Origin of the sequence: Prevotella sp. khp1, from assembly GCF_900102205.1 — a bacterium.
In the GTDB taxonomy this organism is placed as follows: domain Bacteria; phylum Bacteroidota; class Bacteroidia; order Bacteroidales; family Bacteroidaceae; genus Prevotella; species Prevotella ruminicola.
The window spans coordinates 454,196-469,351 of record NZ_FNJZ01000001.1 but is presented as its reverse complement, the minus strand read 5'-3'; the positions used below and the strand labels follow the sequence as shown (position 1 = coordinate 469,351).

Sequence of the window (15,156 nt, the reverse complement as noted above, 5' to 3'; positions counted from 1 at the left end):
CGGGGATTAACACGGATTTATTTGATTTTTACTGAGATGCCGCTGACCATGAGAATCACCTCGTCGGCCTTCTGGGCGATGTATTGGTTCATCCAGCCTTGCAGGTCAGTAAAGCGCCGCTGCAGTTGGTTGGTGCTCACACCACCCAGTCCTATCTCGTTGGTCACGAAGATATAGGTGGCATCGGGAGCGGTGAATTGGTCGAACTCTTGTTTCGCTGCTGTTAGGATTGTGTCGATGTCGGTGGTTTCAGTCGAAATCCAGTTCGTCAGCCACAGCGTCACGCAGTCTATCACCACCACGCGGCCAGTCAGGTCGTGCTTCGAGAGGTATTTCTCCTCCTCGATATTCGTCCACTCCGGACCGCGACGCTCCTGATGCTTGCGCACGCGCTCGCGAAACTCCTCGTCCCAGATGTGAGCCGTGGCCAGGTAAACGGGATTGTCACTCAACTCTAAAGCCAGTGCTTCGGCCTTAGTGCTCTTACCCGAGCGCTGACCGCCTGTAATCAATATAATCTTTTTCATTGCGTACAAACAACCAAATAAACACTCAACTCAACCAACAAGCAAACGGCACCACAGCAGTCGCCGGTATAGCCGTGAATCTTGCGCCAGATGAGCAGATAAAGGAAATACATCACGAGGGCAGGAAGGAAGATAATCAGATCCCAGCGCATGCCCGTGTACCAGATGTAAGCCGCCATTGGCAGGAGCCCTTGAATGGCTAACCCTATACCAGCCTTTACACTGATTTTACGATATACGGTACGAGCTTTCGACTCCTCGATATTGCGGGCATATGGCATCATAATGATGAGTTGCGAAGTAACCATTTTGGCATATGGATCGGCGACCAAGATGGTGAGTGCTGCCAAAGCGGGAGGCATGGCGAACAAAGCAGCAAATAGCAACAGTTCGTAGCAAATCAAACCGATAACGCCATAGGTGCCGATATGCGAATCTTTCATGATGGCCAAGATACGTTCTCGGTTGTTACCGCCACCACCAAAGCCATCCAGGAAGTCGGCCAAACCGTCCTCATGTAGCGCACCTGTAATCAGCAATCGTACCACGATAGCCAGCAATACGGCTATCGAATAAGGTAGATACCAACTGCCGAAATAGAGCGTGGCAGCCATGGTGCCGCCGGTGAGCCAACCTGTCAGTGGCCAGTGTTCCACTACCGTGGCATAACAAGCCTTAGGCGGCTGATGCAATCGCCAGAAAGGCAACCGCGTAAAAAATATCAGTGCCGCCCATATCCTGTCGTACCAATGTGTCTGATCAATATTTATCTGCATAATTTTCGTTTTTGAGGGCAAAGATATGAAAACTTTTTGTACTTTTGCACACACGAAACCAATAAAATGATAAAAAATGAAGAAAATAGCATGGATGATAGTGGCTGCAGCACTCTTTGTGGGGTGCAAGGGTAAGGGTGTGCAACAGGCGCAGGGCGATGGTGAGGCCGACTCTACCGCTGCTATCACCGTGAAATATGCCACAGGGTTCAGCGTGAAGGATTCGGCCGGCGTGCGACTGGTAGATATCGGTGACAAGTATCATTTTGCACTGATGAAATCGGATGCCGACGCGCCTGAGGGCTATACCAGGATTCAGGTGCCCATCACGCGCACCATCTGTATGACGGCACTGCAACTGTCTAACTTCACCGCGCTGGATGCGCACGATGTGGTGAAGGGCATCACTGGCACCAAGAACCTCTATAACCAGGATATCCTGCAACGCGTGAAGGATGGCAAGATTGTAAAGATAGGTATGGAGGGTAATTTTGATACCGAAATAGTGCTTGCAGCAAATCCTCAGATAATCCTGATATCTCCTTCTAAACGTGGCGGTTATGATGCCATCAAGGAGACGGGTATCACACTAGTGCCCCATCTGGGCTATAAAGAGCTCGACCCACTGGGACAGGCTGAATGGATCAAGTTTGTGGGTATGCTGATAGGTAAGGAGCAGCAGGCCAACGAGGTGTTTGCCGGTATAGAGAGTCGGTATAACGCTCTGAAAGAGAAAACACAGAACGTGACAAAACGCCCCACCGTGCTGAGTGGTGAGATGCACTACGGCAACTGGCATGCGGTGGGCGGCAAGAACTATCTGGCTCAGATATTCCGCGATGCAGGAGCCGACTACGTGATCGACGATGAGGAGACCAGTGGCGAAGACTTGGAGTTTGAGAAGATGTACGCCATGGCGGCCAATGCCGACTACTGGCGCATCTTGAATAGTTATCCCGGTGAGTTCTCGTACGAGGCGCTGAAGGCATCTGAACCGCGCAACGAGCTCTTCAAGGCTTATAAGGAGAAAAAGGTGATCTACTGCAACATGAAGCAGACGGCCTATTACGAGATATCGCCCGTGAGGCCCGACGTGCTGCTGAAGGATTTTGTGGCTATCTTCCATCCAGAACTGGTGGAGTCTGATTATAAACCTACATTCTATCGCTTGCTGAAATGAAAGCACCGAAGTTCATAGCACTGTTGCTGGGTATCGCTGTGCTGGCGATTGTAAACCTGCTGCTGGGGTCGGTAGAGATTCCGGTGGGGGATGTGTGCCGCATTCTGGCTGGTGATACCTCCAACGAGATATGGACGAATATTATCTGGCAATCACGACTACCACAGGTGATGACGGCTGTTGTGGCTGGTGCCGGACTGGCGGTGAGCGGACTGCAGATGCAGACGGTGTTCCGCAATCCGTTGGCAGGACCTTCGGTATTGGGTATCTCCAATGGTTCGGCGCTTGGTGTGGCTTTCGTGGTGCTACTGTCGGGTAGGATAGGTGGCGTGGCACTGAGCCGACTGGGTTATCTGGGCGATGCTGCCATGAGTGTGGCGGCTATCATCGGTGCCCTGGCGGTGATGATGCTCATCGTATGGCTCTCGCAGAAGGTGAAGGGAAATGTCACGCTGCTGATTATCGGTGTGATGATAGGTTATCTGGCCAATGCCATCATCGGTGTACTGAAGTTTCTCTCGCCCGAAGAGGATGTGAAGGCATTTGTGGTGTGGGGCTTAGGCTCGTTCTCGCGCGTATCGGGCGATGAAATGGTGCTGTTTGTGGTACTGATGTGTGTGCTGCTGCCGCTGGCCTGCCTGCTGGTGAAACCGATGAATCTGCTGCTTCTGGGCGATAGATATGCTGCCAATCTGGGACTGAACATCAAGCGTGCCCGACTGCTGGTGATTCTGAGCTCGGGTGTGCTGGTGGCCATCGTCACAGCTTATTGCGGACCTATCATGTTTATCGGATTGGCGGTGCCCCATCTGGCGCGCGCCTTGTTTGGCAGTAGCGATCACCGCGTGCTGATGCCTGCCACGATGTTTTGTGGGGCGGCCTTGGCGCTGGTATGCAACCTCATAGCCCGTATGCCTGGTTTCGAGGGTGCACTGCCCGTTAACTCCGTGACGGCACTGGTTGGTGCGCCGGTGATAGCGGTAGTATTGTTCCGTCGTCGGCAATCAGAAGAATAGTCAACTCGCCATTGGGCAGTAGCGGTTGACAATAAACGGCGCAATGGCTGATGATGACGTCGGCAAAATCCTGTTGTTGTTCTGGGGAGAGTCTCTCCCATATCTCGCGTGCCAAGGTGATATCGCTGATGTCGATATCGCAATGGGCCTCGTGCAGCATCTCACTGATAAACGCTTTATCCATGGTGGCGCGTTTGCTATGCGTGTCGAGATGACCAGCCGCCAGTTTGACGGCTTTGCCTATCATCACGCCGAGTGTGATGCTGCGTATATCCAGTTCGTGGGCTATCTTGAGCGTCTCGCCAATATAGTTGCCATACTCCACAAACGCCTGTTGGGGCAGCTCGGGGTAGAGGGCCTTCACAAACCGCTCACTCTTTCCGCCGCTATTGATCACCACTCTTGCCGATTGAGACGCCTTAGCCACCGTCATACACTTACGGATACTATCCACAAACGCCTCCTCGCTAAACGGCTTTACGATGCCCGAAACACCAATGATGGAGATGCCCCCTTCAATCCCCAATCGCGGATTAAAAGTCCTGCGCGCAATCTCAGCCCCCTGCGGCACACTAATCACAATCTTCAATCTTCCATCTTCCATCTTCAATCTTTCTAAGTTCTGGCGAATCATCTCCCTTGGTGCCTTGTTGATGGCAGCCTCGCCTGGGGGATAATCGAAGCCAGGCAGCGTAAACCTGCCAACACCCTCGCCACCAAGAATCTCAAAGTGATCGGATTCGGTGACCTGGGCCCTGACCTCGATGCCATTGGTAACATCCGGGTCGTCGCCGGCTTCTTTGATGCAGGCGGCATAGTCGTCGCCATAGCTCACTGCTACATGGATGGTCTCGCCGTTAGGCAGCATCACAGGCACTTCGGCAGGCATCTCGCCTGAAGTCAGTCGGATGCAGGCTGCCACCGCTGCTGCTGTGGCACAGGTGCCCGTGGTGAGTCCGCTATGCAGGGGATAGAACTCTGGCAGTAGCTTCTCTACCATTCTCCGTAGCCCGTAAGGACCGTCAACCACGATGAATGATTTGGGCTGTTCTGGGCGCTTGATGGCTATCACCCGCATGCCGCAGGCTTTGGCTGCTACTACCTTTTCTGTAAATCCGCCTGATAAACCGCTTTCTTTCAATAAGATAGCGTCTACTTGAACGGGTATATCGTTGGGGTCGTCGTAATAGCATAGCTGCGCTTGGGTGGCACCTTGTTTCAGAGCTAAGGCGATCGACGACGGTCGGTTGAGGATGCGATAAAAAATACTGATTCCATCGGCCGCGAGCGGTTTCAGTTTGCTGATGCTCTGCACGCCGGTGGTGGCGAGAAGGCTATGGATGTCGCGTGGTATCTGGGTGTAGTCGTCAATCCAGGTGATGGCAGGGTCGCATGGCGGGTAGATGCGCTCGAAGCGTACTACGGGCAGCGAGAGTGCGCTGGCAGTCTTGGCAATGGTCTGGTGCAACAGTGCTGCAAAGGGGTGGGCGGCATCCACTATCATCCGGATGCCGTGCTCGGTGCAAAAGTGCATCATTGCTGCCTCATCGAGTGCGCCGTCTATGCGCACACCATGCTGCAGCGTGATGTCCTGCTCGCCGGTCTTTGTGCTGTAGAAGTAGGGCGCCCCCCCTTCTTCCAGCACCTCCACGGCTTTGCGTCCCTCTGTTGTTCCACCAAATACCAGTATCATGCTTTGCCTTTTCGGAATAGATGAGTGAAGTTTTTTGAATAGAGTTCAGACAGTCCTTGACGGTTATCGATGGCTTCGCCAACGACGAGCATTGTGGTGAGCGTCAAGTGGTTATCGTGAACTATCTGAGCTAAATCTTTAAGTACTCCGCGATAGATCTTCTGGTCGGGCCAGGTGAGGTGATAGCAGGCAGCTACGGGCGTATCCTCGGGGTACTCCTGCAGCAGTTCGCGCTGCACATCATCTACGATACTGGCTGAGAGGAAGATGCACATCGTGCTCTGACTCTTGGCCAACAGGTGCAACTGTTCTTTCTCGGGCATGGGTGTGCGTCCTTCGCCACGGGTCAGAATAATCGTCTGACAGCGCTCTGGAATCGTGAACTGACTCTGCAGTTCGGCTGCTGCCGCCAGGAACGAGCTGATGCCTGGGGTGATATGGTATTCCATGTGGTTGGCATCGAAGAAGGCCATCTGTTCCTGAATGGCTCCAAAGATACAGGGATCGCCGGTGTGCAGACGAACGATGAAATGGCCTTTGTCGTAATGCTCCTTCATCAGTGCGCACTGCTCTTCGAGTGCCATATCGGCCGAAGAGCGCACCACAGCGCCTGGCTTGTGGCAGTAGGTGAGTTCCTTGGGCACCAGTGAACCGGCATAGAGAATCAGGTCGGCACGTTCCAGCATCTTGCGGCCACGCACCGAAATCAGGTCGGGATTGCCCGGTCCGGCACCTACAATCTCTATGTGTCCTTTCTGCTCGCGCAGGTATTTGTGGTCGATGGCCAAGGCCGCCGTCCAGTTCTTGCCTTTTATCTTTGGGACAATCAGTTGTCCGTGATTAGACCCGAGAATGGCGGCTGCCTCGCAGACAGAGGGCGTTCCTACATGTTTCTCTACGGTTTCGCTGGGATTGGGTACTTCTACCTTGGCCAACTCCTCGGCGGTGTAATAAACCACCTCGCTATTTGGTTCTTTTCTGAGCTCGGCGCAGAACTCCTCATCCCGCTTCACATCGATGGTGCAGAAGCGCTTGTAGCAAGGCATCAAGCCGAACTCGCCGAGAGCAGTATCGATTTCATCAAGGATGTACTCGTAGTTGGCAGGATGACTAGCCAGACCAAATCCCAGTACGCCTACCTTTGGCACATAGCACACCTCGAGTACGCCTGGTGGGGTGTCGATGATGTAGGGCGTCACCTGGATAAGCAGTCTGAATCTTTTGGGGGTAACCTCATCTATGCTGTTGACGATGGTGACATGGTCGGGCAGGGTGCGCTCCAGGAAGTCGGTACCTGCGTCGCGGATATCCATGAGCAGTGCAGTGGGCTCGCGATTCACGAAAGCGCTGATGCACGCGTTGATATCGTCAAACCCCACCATATTCCAGTTGAACTGCTTGTCCAGCGTGTCGAGAGGCCACAATCCGGCATTGTCGCTCTGGGTGGTGATCACTTCGTGCGCACCAAGATGGGCGGCAATGTGGCGTGTCAGGTCGTTGGCGCCACCAATATGGCCGGAGAGAACGGAGATGACGTTGAGCCCGAAACTGTCGATGCAGACCACGGCCGGGTCTGTGTGCTTGTCATCGATATAAGGAGCGATCGTCCTCACACAGATGCCCATAGCACCTATGAACACAAAGGCGTCGTATGCCTTCCATTGTTTACCGACGTCGGTTCGCTGGATGAAATCCGCACTGAGTTCTCTTTTGAGTGTCGCAGCTATTTCGCTACTTGCCTCGCTAATCTGTATGATGGCTATTTTTTGCATGATAATATCACTATGGGGTTATAATCATTTAACTGTATGCGTTGGGGTGGGAATTGCTGCAAACCGAGTTCGGCACAGGCTTCATCCCAGAGCTGATGACTGTCGGTGGTGACCTTCGGTGAGGTGACGCTATTGAATACAATGATGCCGTTATCTGATATGACTGTCAGCAACTTAGCTATGATTTCTTTAAGTTTTCCTCCATGCCCGCCAATGAACACGGCATCGGGTTTTGGAAGGGTGGTCAAGTCTGTTTCAAGGAAGTCGCCTATATGGGTATGGATGCCTGGCGCGCCAAACTTCCGGGTGTTCTGCTGGATGATGGATTCGCACTCAGGACGAATCTCGAAAGCCTCTATTTGCAGGTGTGGGAACTGCAGTCGCGCCTCGATGCTGACGCTACCTGTGCAGAAGCCGATATCCCAGAGCACATGGCGACCGGTCAACTGGAGGGCCTGCAGCGTCAACAAGCGGATGGGCATCTTGGTGATCATTTTTTCGCGCCCGTCGAGGAGCGTGAAGGCAGCATCGGGAATGCCGAATGGTCGTGGTGGCACTGCGCCACGGTGTTCCAGGATGATGCAATTAGGCATGGCAAAATCACGATGGATTGCCTCTTTCGGCGAAAGCGTAGAAAGGTGCTCTTCCGATGGATTGCCTAATTTCTCGCCCACGTGCATGATGAAATCGGTATATCCGTAGTCGGTCATGCGCTGGGCTATCGTGGCAGGTGTATGTACGCGGTCGGTCAGGATACCTATCTTCGGTGCGCGCTCGATGAGTGCTCTGTCGAATTCTGCCCAGGGGCGCCCTGTGAGCGACACGATACGCATGTCGTGATAGGGCATCACCAATCGGTGGGCCAGCAACTGCAGCGAGTTGAAGGTAGGATAGACGATGATTTCGGCATCAGGCATCTTCCTACGAATCGTATTAGCAAACCCAAAGAACAGCGGATCTCCAGAAGCAAAGACGATGATTTCTGTTGAGTGTCTAGTGTTCTCGCTTTGCGAGCGACCAAAGGTCGAGTGGAGTGATGCATGTTGAGAGTATTTATCAAATACGGCATCGAGCGGTACAGTGATGTCTATCCATTCGGCATCTGCAGGCAGCAGTGGGGCTACAATCTCATGGTGGCGCTTGCCGCCAGAAAACACCTTTCCATCGCGTATGATGGCCATCACCTCAGGGGGGAAATAGGGGTTGGGGTTGTCTGTGATACCGATGACGATGAATTTCATAGGATGCTGGGTATTTGATAAAGGTGCGTGTAGCTGGCCAGTACGTTGTGATATCTGAAAATTGGCGTTGGTACAGGCTCACCTTTAGCGTTATAGACTTGCGTGATACTCTCAGGGGTATCGCCGATGAATTGCGTGTAATGGAATTCGTGCCCTCGATAGGTCTTGCCATCGAGGGTGAACTGGCGGTAGCCTAAGGACAGCTTGCGATCAGCTTTGCGGGCAGTGATCGAGTAGGGCAGTACACCGCACATGGGGTAGCTGTCATCGTCGGTAATGATGGCTTGACAGAGGTACATCATGCCGCCACATTCGGCAACAATCCTGCCGCCATCCTCCGCAAATTTTTTGATAGCATGCAGACATGCCTGATTGGCCACTAATGCCTCCAGGTGCTTCTCAGGATAACCGCCTGGCAGATAGAGCAGGTCGATGCCATCAAAAGTTGGCACATCTTTCTCAGGATCGAAGAAAATGACGTCGCCAAACTGGTCTAAAGTCTCCTGATAGATGAACGAAAAACTTTCATGATTCCTGGCTATAAGCGTTTTTGTTTCCAGATGCTGGAACTCGCAGTTTCTTGTTTTGGACTCCACCTCGTCAAGGAGTGTGGTAGTGAGACTTTTGAGAGATGGGAGGTCGATATTCTCCTCTAAAAGGGCAGTCAGCTGGTCTGACTCGGGTAGCTGAGAGAAATCGAGCCCTAGATAGCGTGAATTTTGCTCCAGGTCGGGCGATTTAGGCAGGTAGCCTAGGCACTTGGCATGGAGCTCATCGCACACTTCGCGCAGCATGTTGAAGTGGCGCTGCGAACCAACTTTGTTAAATATTATACCGGCGATACGAACGTCGCCGCGAAAGTGGATAAAGCCCGATAAGAGGGCTGCCATCGAGTAGGCTGCCGACTTAGCATCGACCACCAGAATCACGGGAATATCAAGCACGCGGGCGATGTCGTACGACGAACCCAGTTCGCGATCGTAGCCATCATAAAGGCCCATCATACCTTCGACGATACAGATGTCAGCATCAGTCCCGTAGTGCGCAAATAGCGCGCGTACGTGTGCGGGCGTAGTCATAAAGGTATCGAGATTGACCGATGGGCGCCCACAGACAGCTGTGTGGAATTTAGTATCGATATAATCGGGCCCGCACTTGAAAGGCTGCACCCGGTAACCGTTCTGGGTGAACCACTGCATCAGGCCTCGGGCAATGGTTGTCTTGCCTGAACCACTGGTGGGTGCTGCTATCATAAACGCTGTCTTGTTCGACATCTTCTGAAGTTGATTTGGGTGCAAATATATAAATTTTCTGCTAAATATGTGTGGTTAACCGAAAAAAGTTGTACCTTTGTCGCCAAAATAAGGTCATCTGGTGGCCGATGCCACTACGATGAAAAGGGAATACGGTGAGAATCCGTAACTGTACCTGCAGCTGTAATCCTCGCAAAAAGGGTTTGCCTGTATAACGCCACTGAGCCACAGGCTCGGGAAGGTAAGGCAGACTGAGGAAAGTCAGAAGACCTGCCGAATGTCAATTGAAGATTGACAATTTAACTTTAGACCGTTCAGGAGTTAGCGGTTGTGATAATTTGATAGTAATGAAACTAGAGAAGCAATTGGCAATAGGCCTGAGTTTGCTTGCTATTGGTGTAAATGCCCAGACGGACATTTGGCGTGCTGATAGTTTGCAGGAGGTGGTGGTGACAGGTACTGGTACGCAGCACCTGCTGAAAGATGCGCCCGTGCAGACCGAGGTAATCAGTCGCCGGCAGTTGCAGCAGTATGCCGGCAAGAGTATCGAGGATATCCTGTCGGGACTCACGGCATCGTTCGATTTCAGCGAGAACGATATGAGTAGCAGACTGCAGATGAATGGTCTGGGCAACGCGTATGTGCTGATACTGATAGACGGTAGGCGCCTGCATGGTGATAATGGTGGCGAGAACGACCTGAGTCTTATCGACCCGCATAATATCGAGAAGATAGAAATCGTGAAGGGTGCCTCGAGTGCCCTCTATGGCAGTGATGCGATAGCTGGTGTGATCAATATCATCACCCGCAAGCATCGCGAACAGGGCGTGATGGTGGAGAACACCACGCGCGTGGGCTCTTATGGCGACATCAGGCAGCATAACGGCGTGGCGCTCAACTATGGTAAACTGTCGAGCTACACCAACTTCCAATTGCAGCACTCCGACGGTTGGCAGAACACCGCCGAGGAAGCTATCCAACAAACGGAATACCACATCACCGACTCGCGCAACAAGACGGTGAACCGGCATACCAACTGGCAGATAGCTGAGCGACTGACTTATCAGCTCACGCCTGCCATCGAACTCTATGCCGACGGTAGCATCTACTGGAAGCGCATCTATCGCCCCTGCGGTCATCATCCCGGTGTGGACGTGAAGACATGGGATCTGCAGTACAACAATGCGTCGGCGTCGGTAGGTGGTAAGTGGAAGCTGAACAAGACCGACGTGATTACGCTGGATGCCGACTGGAAGAAGCATGCCTATAACTACGCCTATACCGACACCACGCTGACGGATGGCTATGTGAACGGCCGTTTTACCAATTATTTCCCTTACTTCCCCGGTGATAAGGAACTGCAGAGCGACCAGCGACTGACCAACATCTCGCTGAAAGGAATCTTTGCGTTGCCCTATGAGCAGCAGTTGAGTGCCGGACTGGAGTATCGCTACGACTGGTTGAAAGCGCCGATGCGTGTGGCTGGCGGAAAAGCGACTGACAATACCGAAGCACTGTATGTGCAGGACGAGTGGGCACTGCTGGATCCACTCTACATCACAGGCGGTTTGCGACTGACCCGCAATGAGGGATTCGGCACCCGACTGACACCCAAACTGTCAGCCATGCTGAAGTTGGGCGACCTGCGACTGCGAGCCACCTGGAGTCAGGGTTACAAGACACCTACGCCTAAGGAGTTGCACTATCAGTATATCAAGAATATGAATGGTGTGTATCTCTACCTGGGCAATGAAGACCTGAAGGCACAGACCTCGAATTATTTCGGTGCCAGCGTGGAATATACCATCGGGCACCTGACGCTGACCTTGGCGCCTTATATTAATAAGGTGGACCGCATGATCACGCTGGTGACCATACCTACCAAGCAGGCTCCGGGCGAACTGATTACGAAATACGACCCCATCCGTGTGCGCCAATATCAGAATATGGAAGATGCCAAGACCTATGGCGTGGATTTCACCGTGCGCTATCAGGGTAAGCACTTCACCGCTGGTGGTAGCTACAGCTATCTGGACACCGAAGCCAACCAGTATGACACTGAGAACGACGTGATGCAGAAGGTGACCATCGACGGTATGGCGCATCACAAGGCCAACGTATATGCCACCTGGAACCATCAGTTCTCAAAGAAATACCAGTTGGGCGTGGGTATCTACGGACGCTTGAGCAGTAAGCGCTACTATCAGATAGACGGCGACGGCAAGGGTTATCAATTGTGGCGACTCTCAACCAATCATCAGATAGGCCGACTGCTGAAAGTGGATGCCGGTATCGACAACATCTTTGATTTCGTGGACCGCACGCCTCACGGACTGCATCTGGGCACCACCTCGCCAGGCAGAACTATCTATGCCTCGCTCACGCTGAGACTCAATCAAGGTAAGAAACTATCAAATAAGTATAAGTCTAATTTTAATTACAACAACAATGAAACAGATTAAGTTTTTGATGCTGGCCATGCTGACAGTAGTGGGCAGCGCACTGTTTACAGCTTGCGACAGCGATGATGACAACAAATCAACACAGTCGAACTATGACAGGTATCAGCAGGCTGTGAACCAGACAGTGAATGCACAGAAGAAGAGTGACAAGGTGATCCTGCTGGTAGCCTTCGGCTCTACCTGGGAGCAGGCTTACGATACCTTTGATAAGGTGGTGGATGACTACAAGGCTCAGTTCGGTGGATGGGATGTATATCTCTCATTCTCTTCGGCCATCTGTATCAACAATGCCCGTGCGGGTGAGAATGTGGATCCAAAGGACTACTACGACCCAGAGCACTGGCTCACTGCTATCGGACTGGCTGGTTACAAGCAGGTGGTGGTGCAGTCGCTGCAGGTAATCCCTGGTGAAGAGTATCGCCGTGTGCGCGACAGCTATGTGAAGGACTTCATGAACAACCGTAATGGCGACTTTACTGATGCTTACATGAAGAGTCTGGACAGACAGGTGGTGGTAGGTACCCCACTGATGGCAGAGGAGAGCGACGCCAAGACACTGGCTACCACACTGAACAACGAGGCTGACGTGAAGGCCGCTGTGGCTCAGGGTATCGTGGCTTTCATGGGTCATGGTAATCCAGAGGGTTACGACTACTATGGTGGTAACGTACGTTATCTGCAGCTCGAGGAGTATCTGCGCGAAATCAATCCTAACTTCTATGTAGGTACCGTTGATATGGACGAGACTTATGCCGAGGATGTTCTTAACCACATTGCTGGTGGCACATTCGACTATCAGATTGGCGATGTAACCAAGACCATATCTTATCCTGAGAATGCAAGCAAGAAGGCTCAGCTGTTTGTGCTGATGAGTATCGCCGGTGATCACGCCCACAACGATATGGCTGATGATGAGGATGATGAGAGCTGGTTCTCTATGTTTAATGCTGCAGGCATTGAGACTGCTGCCTATGAGACCAACTACACTGAGGCTTGCTGGAAGAAGTATAAGAGCGGCGAGGAGTATATCCCCGGACTGGCTGAGCGTAGTGCCGTGCGCAAGTTGTGGATGAACCACACCCGTGAGGCTATCGCCAAGCTGGGCACCGACGACGCCCTCTCGACTCCTACAACAGCAGCAGAATAATCATGATTTAAAATTGCTAAATGAGGTATAATTTATTCGCATTACTAGTGGTACTCCTTTCGGGGAGTACCGCTTTTTCGCAAATTCATCAGACGGACTCGTCGGCTGTCCGTCGTTCTTACAACCTTAATCCAATTGTGGTTACCGGTTCTGGTCATCACCAGCGCCTGAAATCAACAGCCACACCTGTGAGGGTGCTCTCTAGTCAGGAGATGCGTGAACAAGGTATCACGACCTTCGACGGCGCACTCACACGTATGATGCCTCAGGCATCGATGGCTCCCAGTTCGATGGGTAGCTTTCTCAGACTGAACGGACTTGGCAATAAATATATCCTGATTCTGATAAACGGTCAGAAACTATCGGGCGACATCTCAAACAATGTGGATCTGAATCGTATCAACATGTCGCGCGTAAAACGTATCGAGGTGCTTGATGGGGCTGCCTCGTCACTCTATGGTAGTGATGCCATCGCAGGCGTTATCAATATCATCACCGATCAGCCCACACAGGAAATGATGAGCGTCAGCAGCGACACGCGCTTGTCAGGGCATGGTGTGCTCACAGAGTCGGTTGGTCTCGACATCTTCAAGAATGGCTTCGGCTCCTATACCTCGTTCATGCATGATAGGGCCGACAGTTATCGTAACAACGACCTGGAACTGGTGAAAGGTTCCGACACAGAAACTCAGGCGTCGATAGCCCCGCTGTTCACCGGCTATCGCTCTGATATCATCGGACAGAAATTTACTTATACCCCCAATAAGCATTTGGCGCTGAATGCGGGTATAGACTATTCATATAAGATAACCGATCGCCCAGAAACACGCAGCGATATCACTGGCGGTACCGACTACGAGATGCGATACAAAGGACTGCGATGGAACGTGGGCGGAATCTATAAGTTTACGGCCAAGAACTCGATTCAGGCCGATTTCGTGGTGGACCGTTTCCGTTATGGCAAGGAGTATGATGTGGCCACGAAGACCAATGCCATTGGCGACTACGTGCAGTCGAAGAAGCAGCGCATGATGGAGGGACAGTTGAAAACTATCTTAGGACTGACGGCTCACTCAACCACCATCTTCGGTGCCGACTGGCGCAAGGAGTATCTCAATGCCACCAGCGGTAATATCGACAGTCATGTGTATTCGCTCGCTGCCTATGCCCAGCACGAGATGACGCTGCTGAAGAACCTGACGGCGACACTGGGATTGCGACTGACGCATCATGAGACGTTTGACCAGCATCTCACACCAAAAGCCACACTGATGTATGCAACGGGAAACTTCAGATTCCGAGCTACTTACTCTGCCGGTTTCCGTGCACCTGGGCTCGATGAACTCTACTACCACTATTTCTCAGTGAATCGTGGTAAGGCACAGATCAGCTTTGGCAATCAGGACCTGAAGCCTGAGAAGAGCAACTACTTCGCACTGAATGCTGAATATCGCACACAGGCTCTGGCTGTGAGTGTGACGGGCTATCTGAACCGTATCAACGATATGGTGGTGAAACAGAATGTGGATGTGGATGATGCCAGTAGGCAGATGCTCATGACAGAATTCCCGGAGATGACACAGGACCAGGCCGACAAGATGGTGAGCTACGCCCTGTATCAGAACAGTGATAAAGGCGACGTGAAGGGTATGCAGATGAATGTGTCGGCTAATCTCTTCAATGGTTTCAACCTCTCAGCCAACTATGTCTATACGTATGCCCGCACCCATAGTGGTGAGGTGTGGACGGTGCTGGAGCGCAGTATGCGCCACGCTGCTACGGTGGCAGCCAACTACCATCATGCCTGGGGAAAATATGCACTCACCGTGAACTTGAATGGACGATTGCAGTCGAAGACTTATTATACGGGCAGTTATGAAGATGCGCCTGGTTTCGGTTTGTGGAACCTGCATACCACGCATGCGTTTGATGTGCCCAAGTGGGCTTATCTGGAGCCTAGCATCGGTGTAGATAATATCTTCGATAAGGTTGACCGTCGCTTAGACTCTTCTACGCGCAAGTATGCGCTCTACACACCAGGACGCATGCTGGTGGTAGGACTGAAAGTGAAATTCAAAAACTAAAAGGA

Annotated in this window: 11 protein-coding genes and 1 riboswitch; of the genes, 5 read left to right on the top strand and 6 right to left on the bottom strand. The window is 52.2% G+C overall.

The genetic code is table 11. From position 1 onward, the window contains the following. Nucleotides 1–17: 17 nt before the first annotated feature. Together cobU and cobS are read right to left on the bottom strand one after the other, a co-directional pair. Complete coding sequence (gene cobU, locus BLR73_RS02070) at nucleotides 18–527, bottom strand: bifunctional adenosylcobinamide kinase/adenosylcobinamide-phosphate guanylyltransferase (RefSeq protein WP_091858386.1); 510 nt, start codon at nucleotides 525–527, stop codon at nucleotides 18–20. Then, complete coding sequence (cobS, locus tag BLR73_RS02065; RefSeq protein ID WP_091858383.1) at nucleotides 524–1,303, bottom strand: adenosylcobinamide-GDP ribazoletransferase; 780 nt, start codon at nucleotides 1,301–1,303, stop codon at nucleotides 524–526. The genes cobU and cobS overlap by 4 nt, the downstream gene beginning before the upstream one ends. 76 nt (nucleotides 1,304–1,379) lie before the next feature. Between cobS and BLR73_RS02060 the strand changes: the two genes are divergently transcribed. Beyond that, entirely contained in the window at nucleotides 1,380–2,483 is a 1,104-nt protein-coding gene (locus BLR73_RS02060; RefSeq protein ID WP_091858380.1) for an ABC transporter substrate-binding protein, read from the top strand. Then, complete coding sequence (locus BLR73_RS02055) at nucleotides 2,480–3,499, top strand: iron ABC transporter permease (RefSeq protein ID WP_013064059.1); 1,020 nt, start codon at nucleotides 2,480–2,482, stop codon at nucleotides 3,497–3,499. The genes BLR73_RS02060 and BLR73_RS02055 overlap by 4 nt, the downstream gene beginning before the upstream one ends. On the opposite strand, the gene cbiD is transcribed toward BLR73_RS02055, so the two are convergent. From cbiD to BLR73_RS02035, 4 genes are read right to left on the bottom strand one after another with little or no spacing between them, the layout of a single operon-like run. After that, complete coding sequence (gene cbiD / locus BLR73_RS02050; RefSeq protein WP_091858377.1) at nucleotides 3,423–5,192, bottom strand: cobalt-precorrin-5B (C(1))-methyltransferase CbiD; 1,770 nt, start codon at nucleotides 5,190–5,192, stop codon at nucleotides 3,423–3,425. The two genes, BLR73_RS02055 and cbiD, sit on opposite strands and share 77 nt — an antisense overlap. Further along, nucleotides 5,189–6,964 (bottom strand): precorrin-4 C(11)-methyltransferase, encoded by a 1,776-nt coding sequence (gene cobM, locus BLR73_RS02045; protein WP_091858375.1) that lies wholly within the window; start codon nucleotides 6,962–6,964, stop codon nucleotides 5,189–5,191. Before cobM ends, cbiD begins: the two co-directional genes overlap by 4 nt. Continuing rightward, a complete protein-coding gene (gene cbiE / locus BLR73_RS02040) occupies nucleotides 6,952–8,205 on the bottom strand; it encodes a precorrin-6y C5,15-methyltransferase (decarboxylating) subunit CbiE (RefSeq protein WP_091858371.1) in 1,254 nt (417 codons plus the stop codon). The genes cobM and cbiE overlap by 13 nt, the downstream gene beginning before the upstream one ends. Then, entirely contained in the window at nucleotides 8,202–9,479 is a 1,278-nt protein-coding gene (locus BLR73_RS02035) for a cobyrinate a,c-diamide synthase (RefSeq protein ID WP_091858368.1), read from the bottom strand. The genes cbiE and BLR73_RS02035 overlap by 4 nt, the downstream gene beginning before the upstream one ends. Nucleotides 9,480–9,560: 81 nt before the next feature. Next, nucleotides 9,561–9,751: riboswitch (cobalamin riboswitch) on the top strand. 54 nt (nucleotides 9,752–9,805) lie between these two features. Between BLR73_RS02035 and BLR73_RS02030 the strand changes: the two genes are divergently transcribed. From BLR73_RS02030 to BLR73_RS02020, 3 genes are read left to right on the top strand one after another with little or no spacing between them, the layout of a single operon-like run. After that, complete coding sequence (locus BLR73_RS02030; RefSeq protein ID WP_091858365.1) at nucleotides 9,806–11,920, top strand: TonB-dependent receptor plug domain-containing protein; 2,115 nt, start codon at nucleotides 9,806–9,808, stop codon at nucleotides 11,918–11,920. Next, complete coding sequence (locus tag BLR73_RS02025) at nucleotides 11,907–13,067, top strand: sirohydrochlorin cobaltochelatase (protein ID WP_091858362.1); 1,161 nt, start codon at nucleotides 11,907–11,909, stop codon at nucleotides 13,065–13,067. Before BLR73_RS02030 ends, BLR73_RS02025 begins: the two co-directional genes overlap by 14 nt. Nucleotides 13,068–13,087: 20 nt before the next feature. Further along, nucleotides 13,088–15,151, top strand: coding sequence for a TonB-dependent receptor plug domain-containing protein (locus BLR73_RS02020; RefSeq protein ID WP_091858359.1), 2,064 nt, complete (start codon nucleotides 13,088–13,090; stop codon nucleotides 15,149–15,151). The last annotated feature ends 5 nt before the right edge of the window (nucleotides 15,152–15,156 follow it).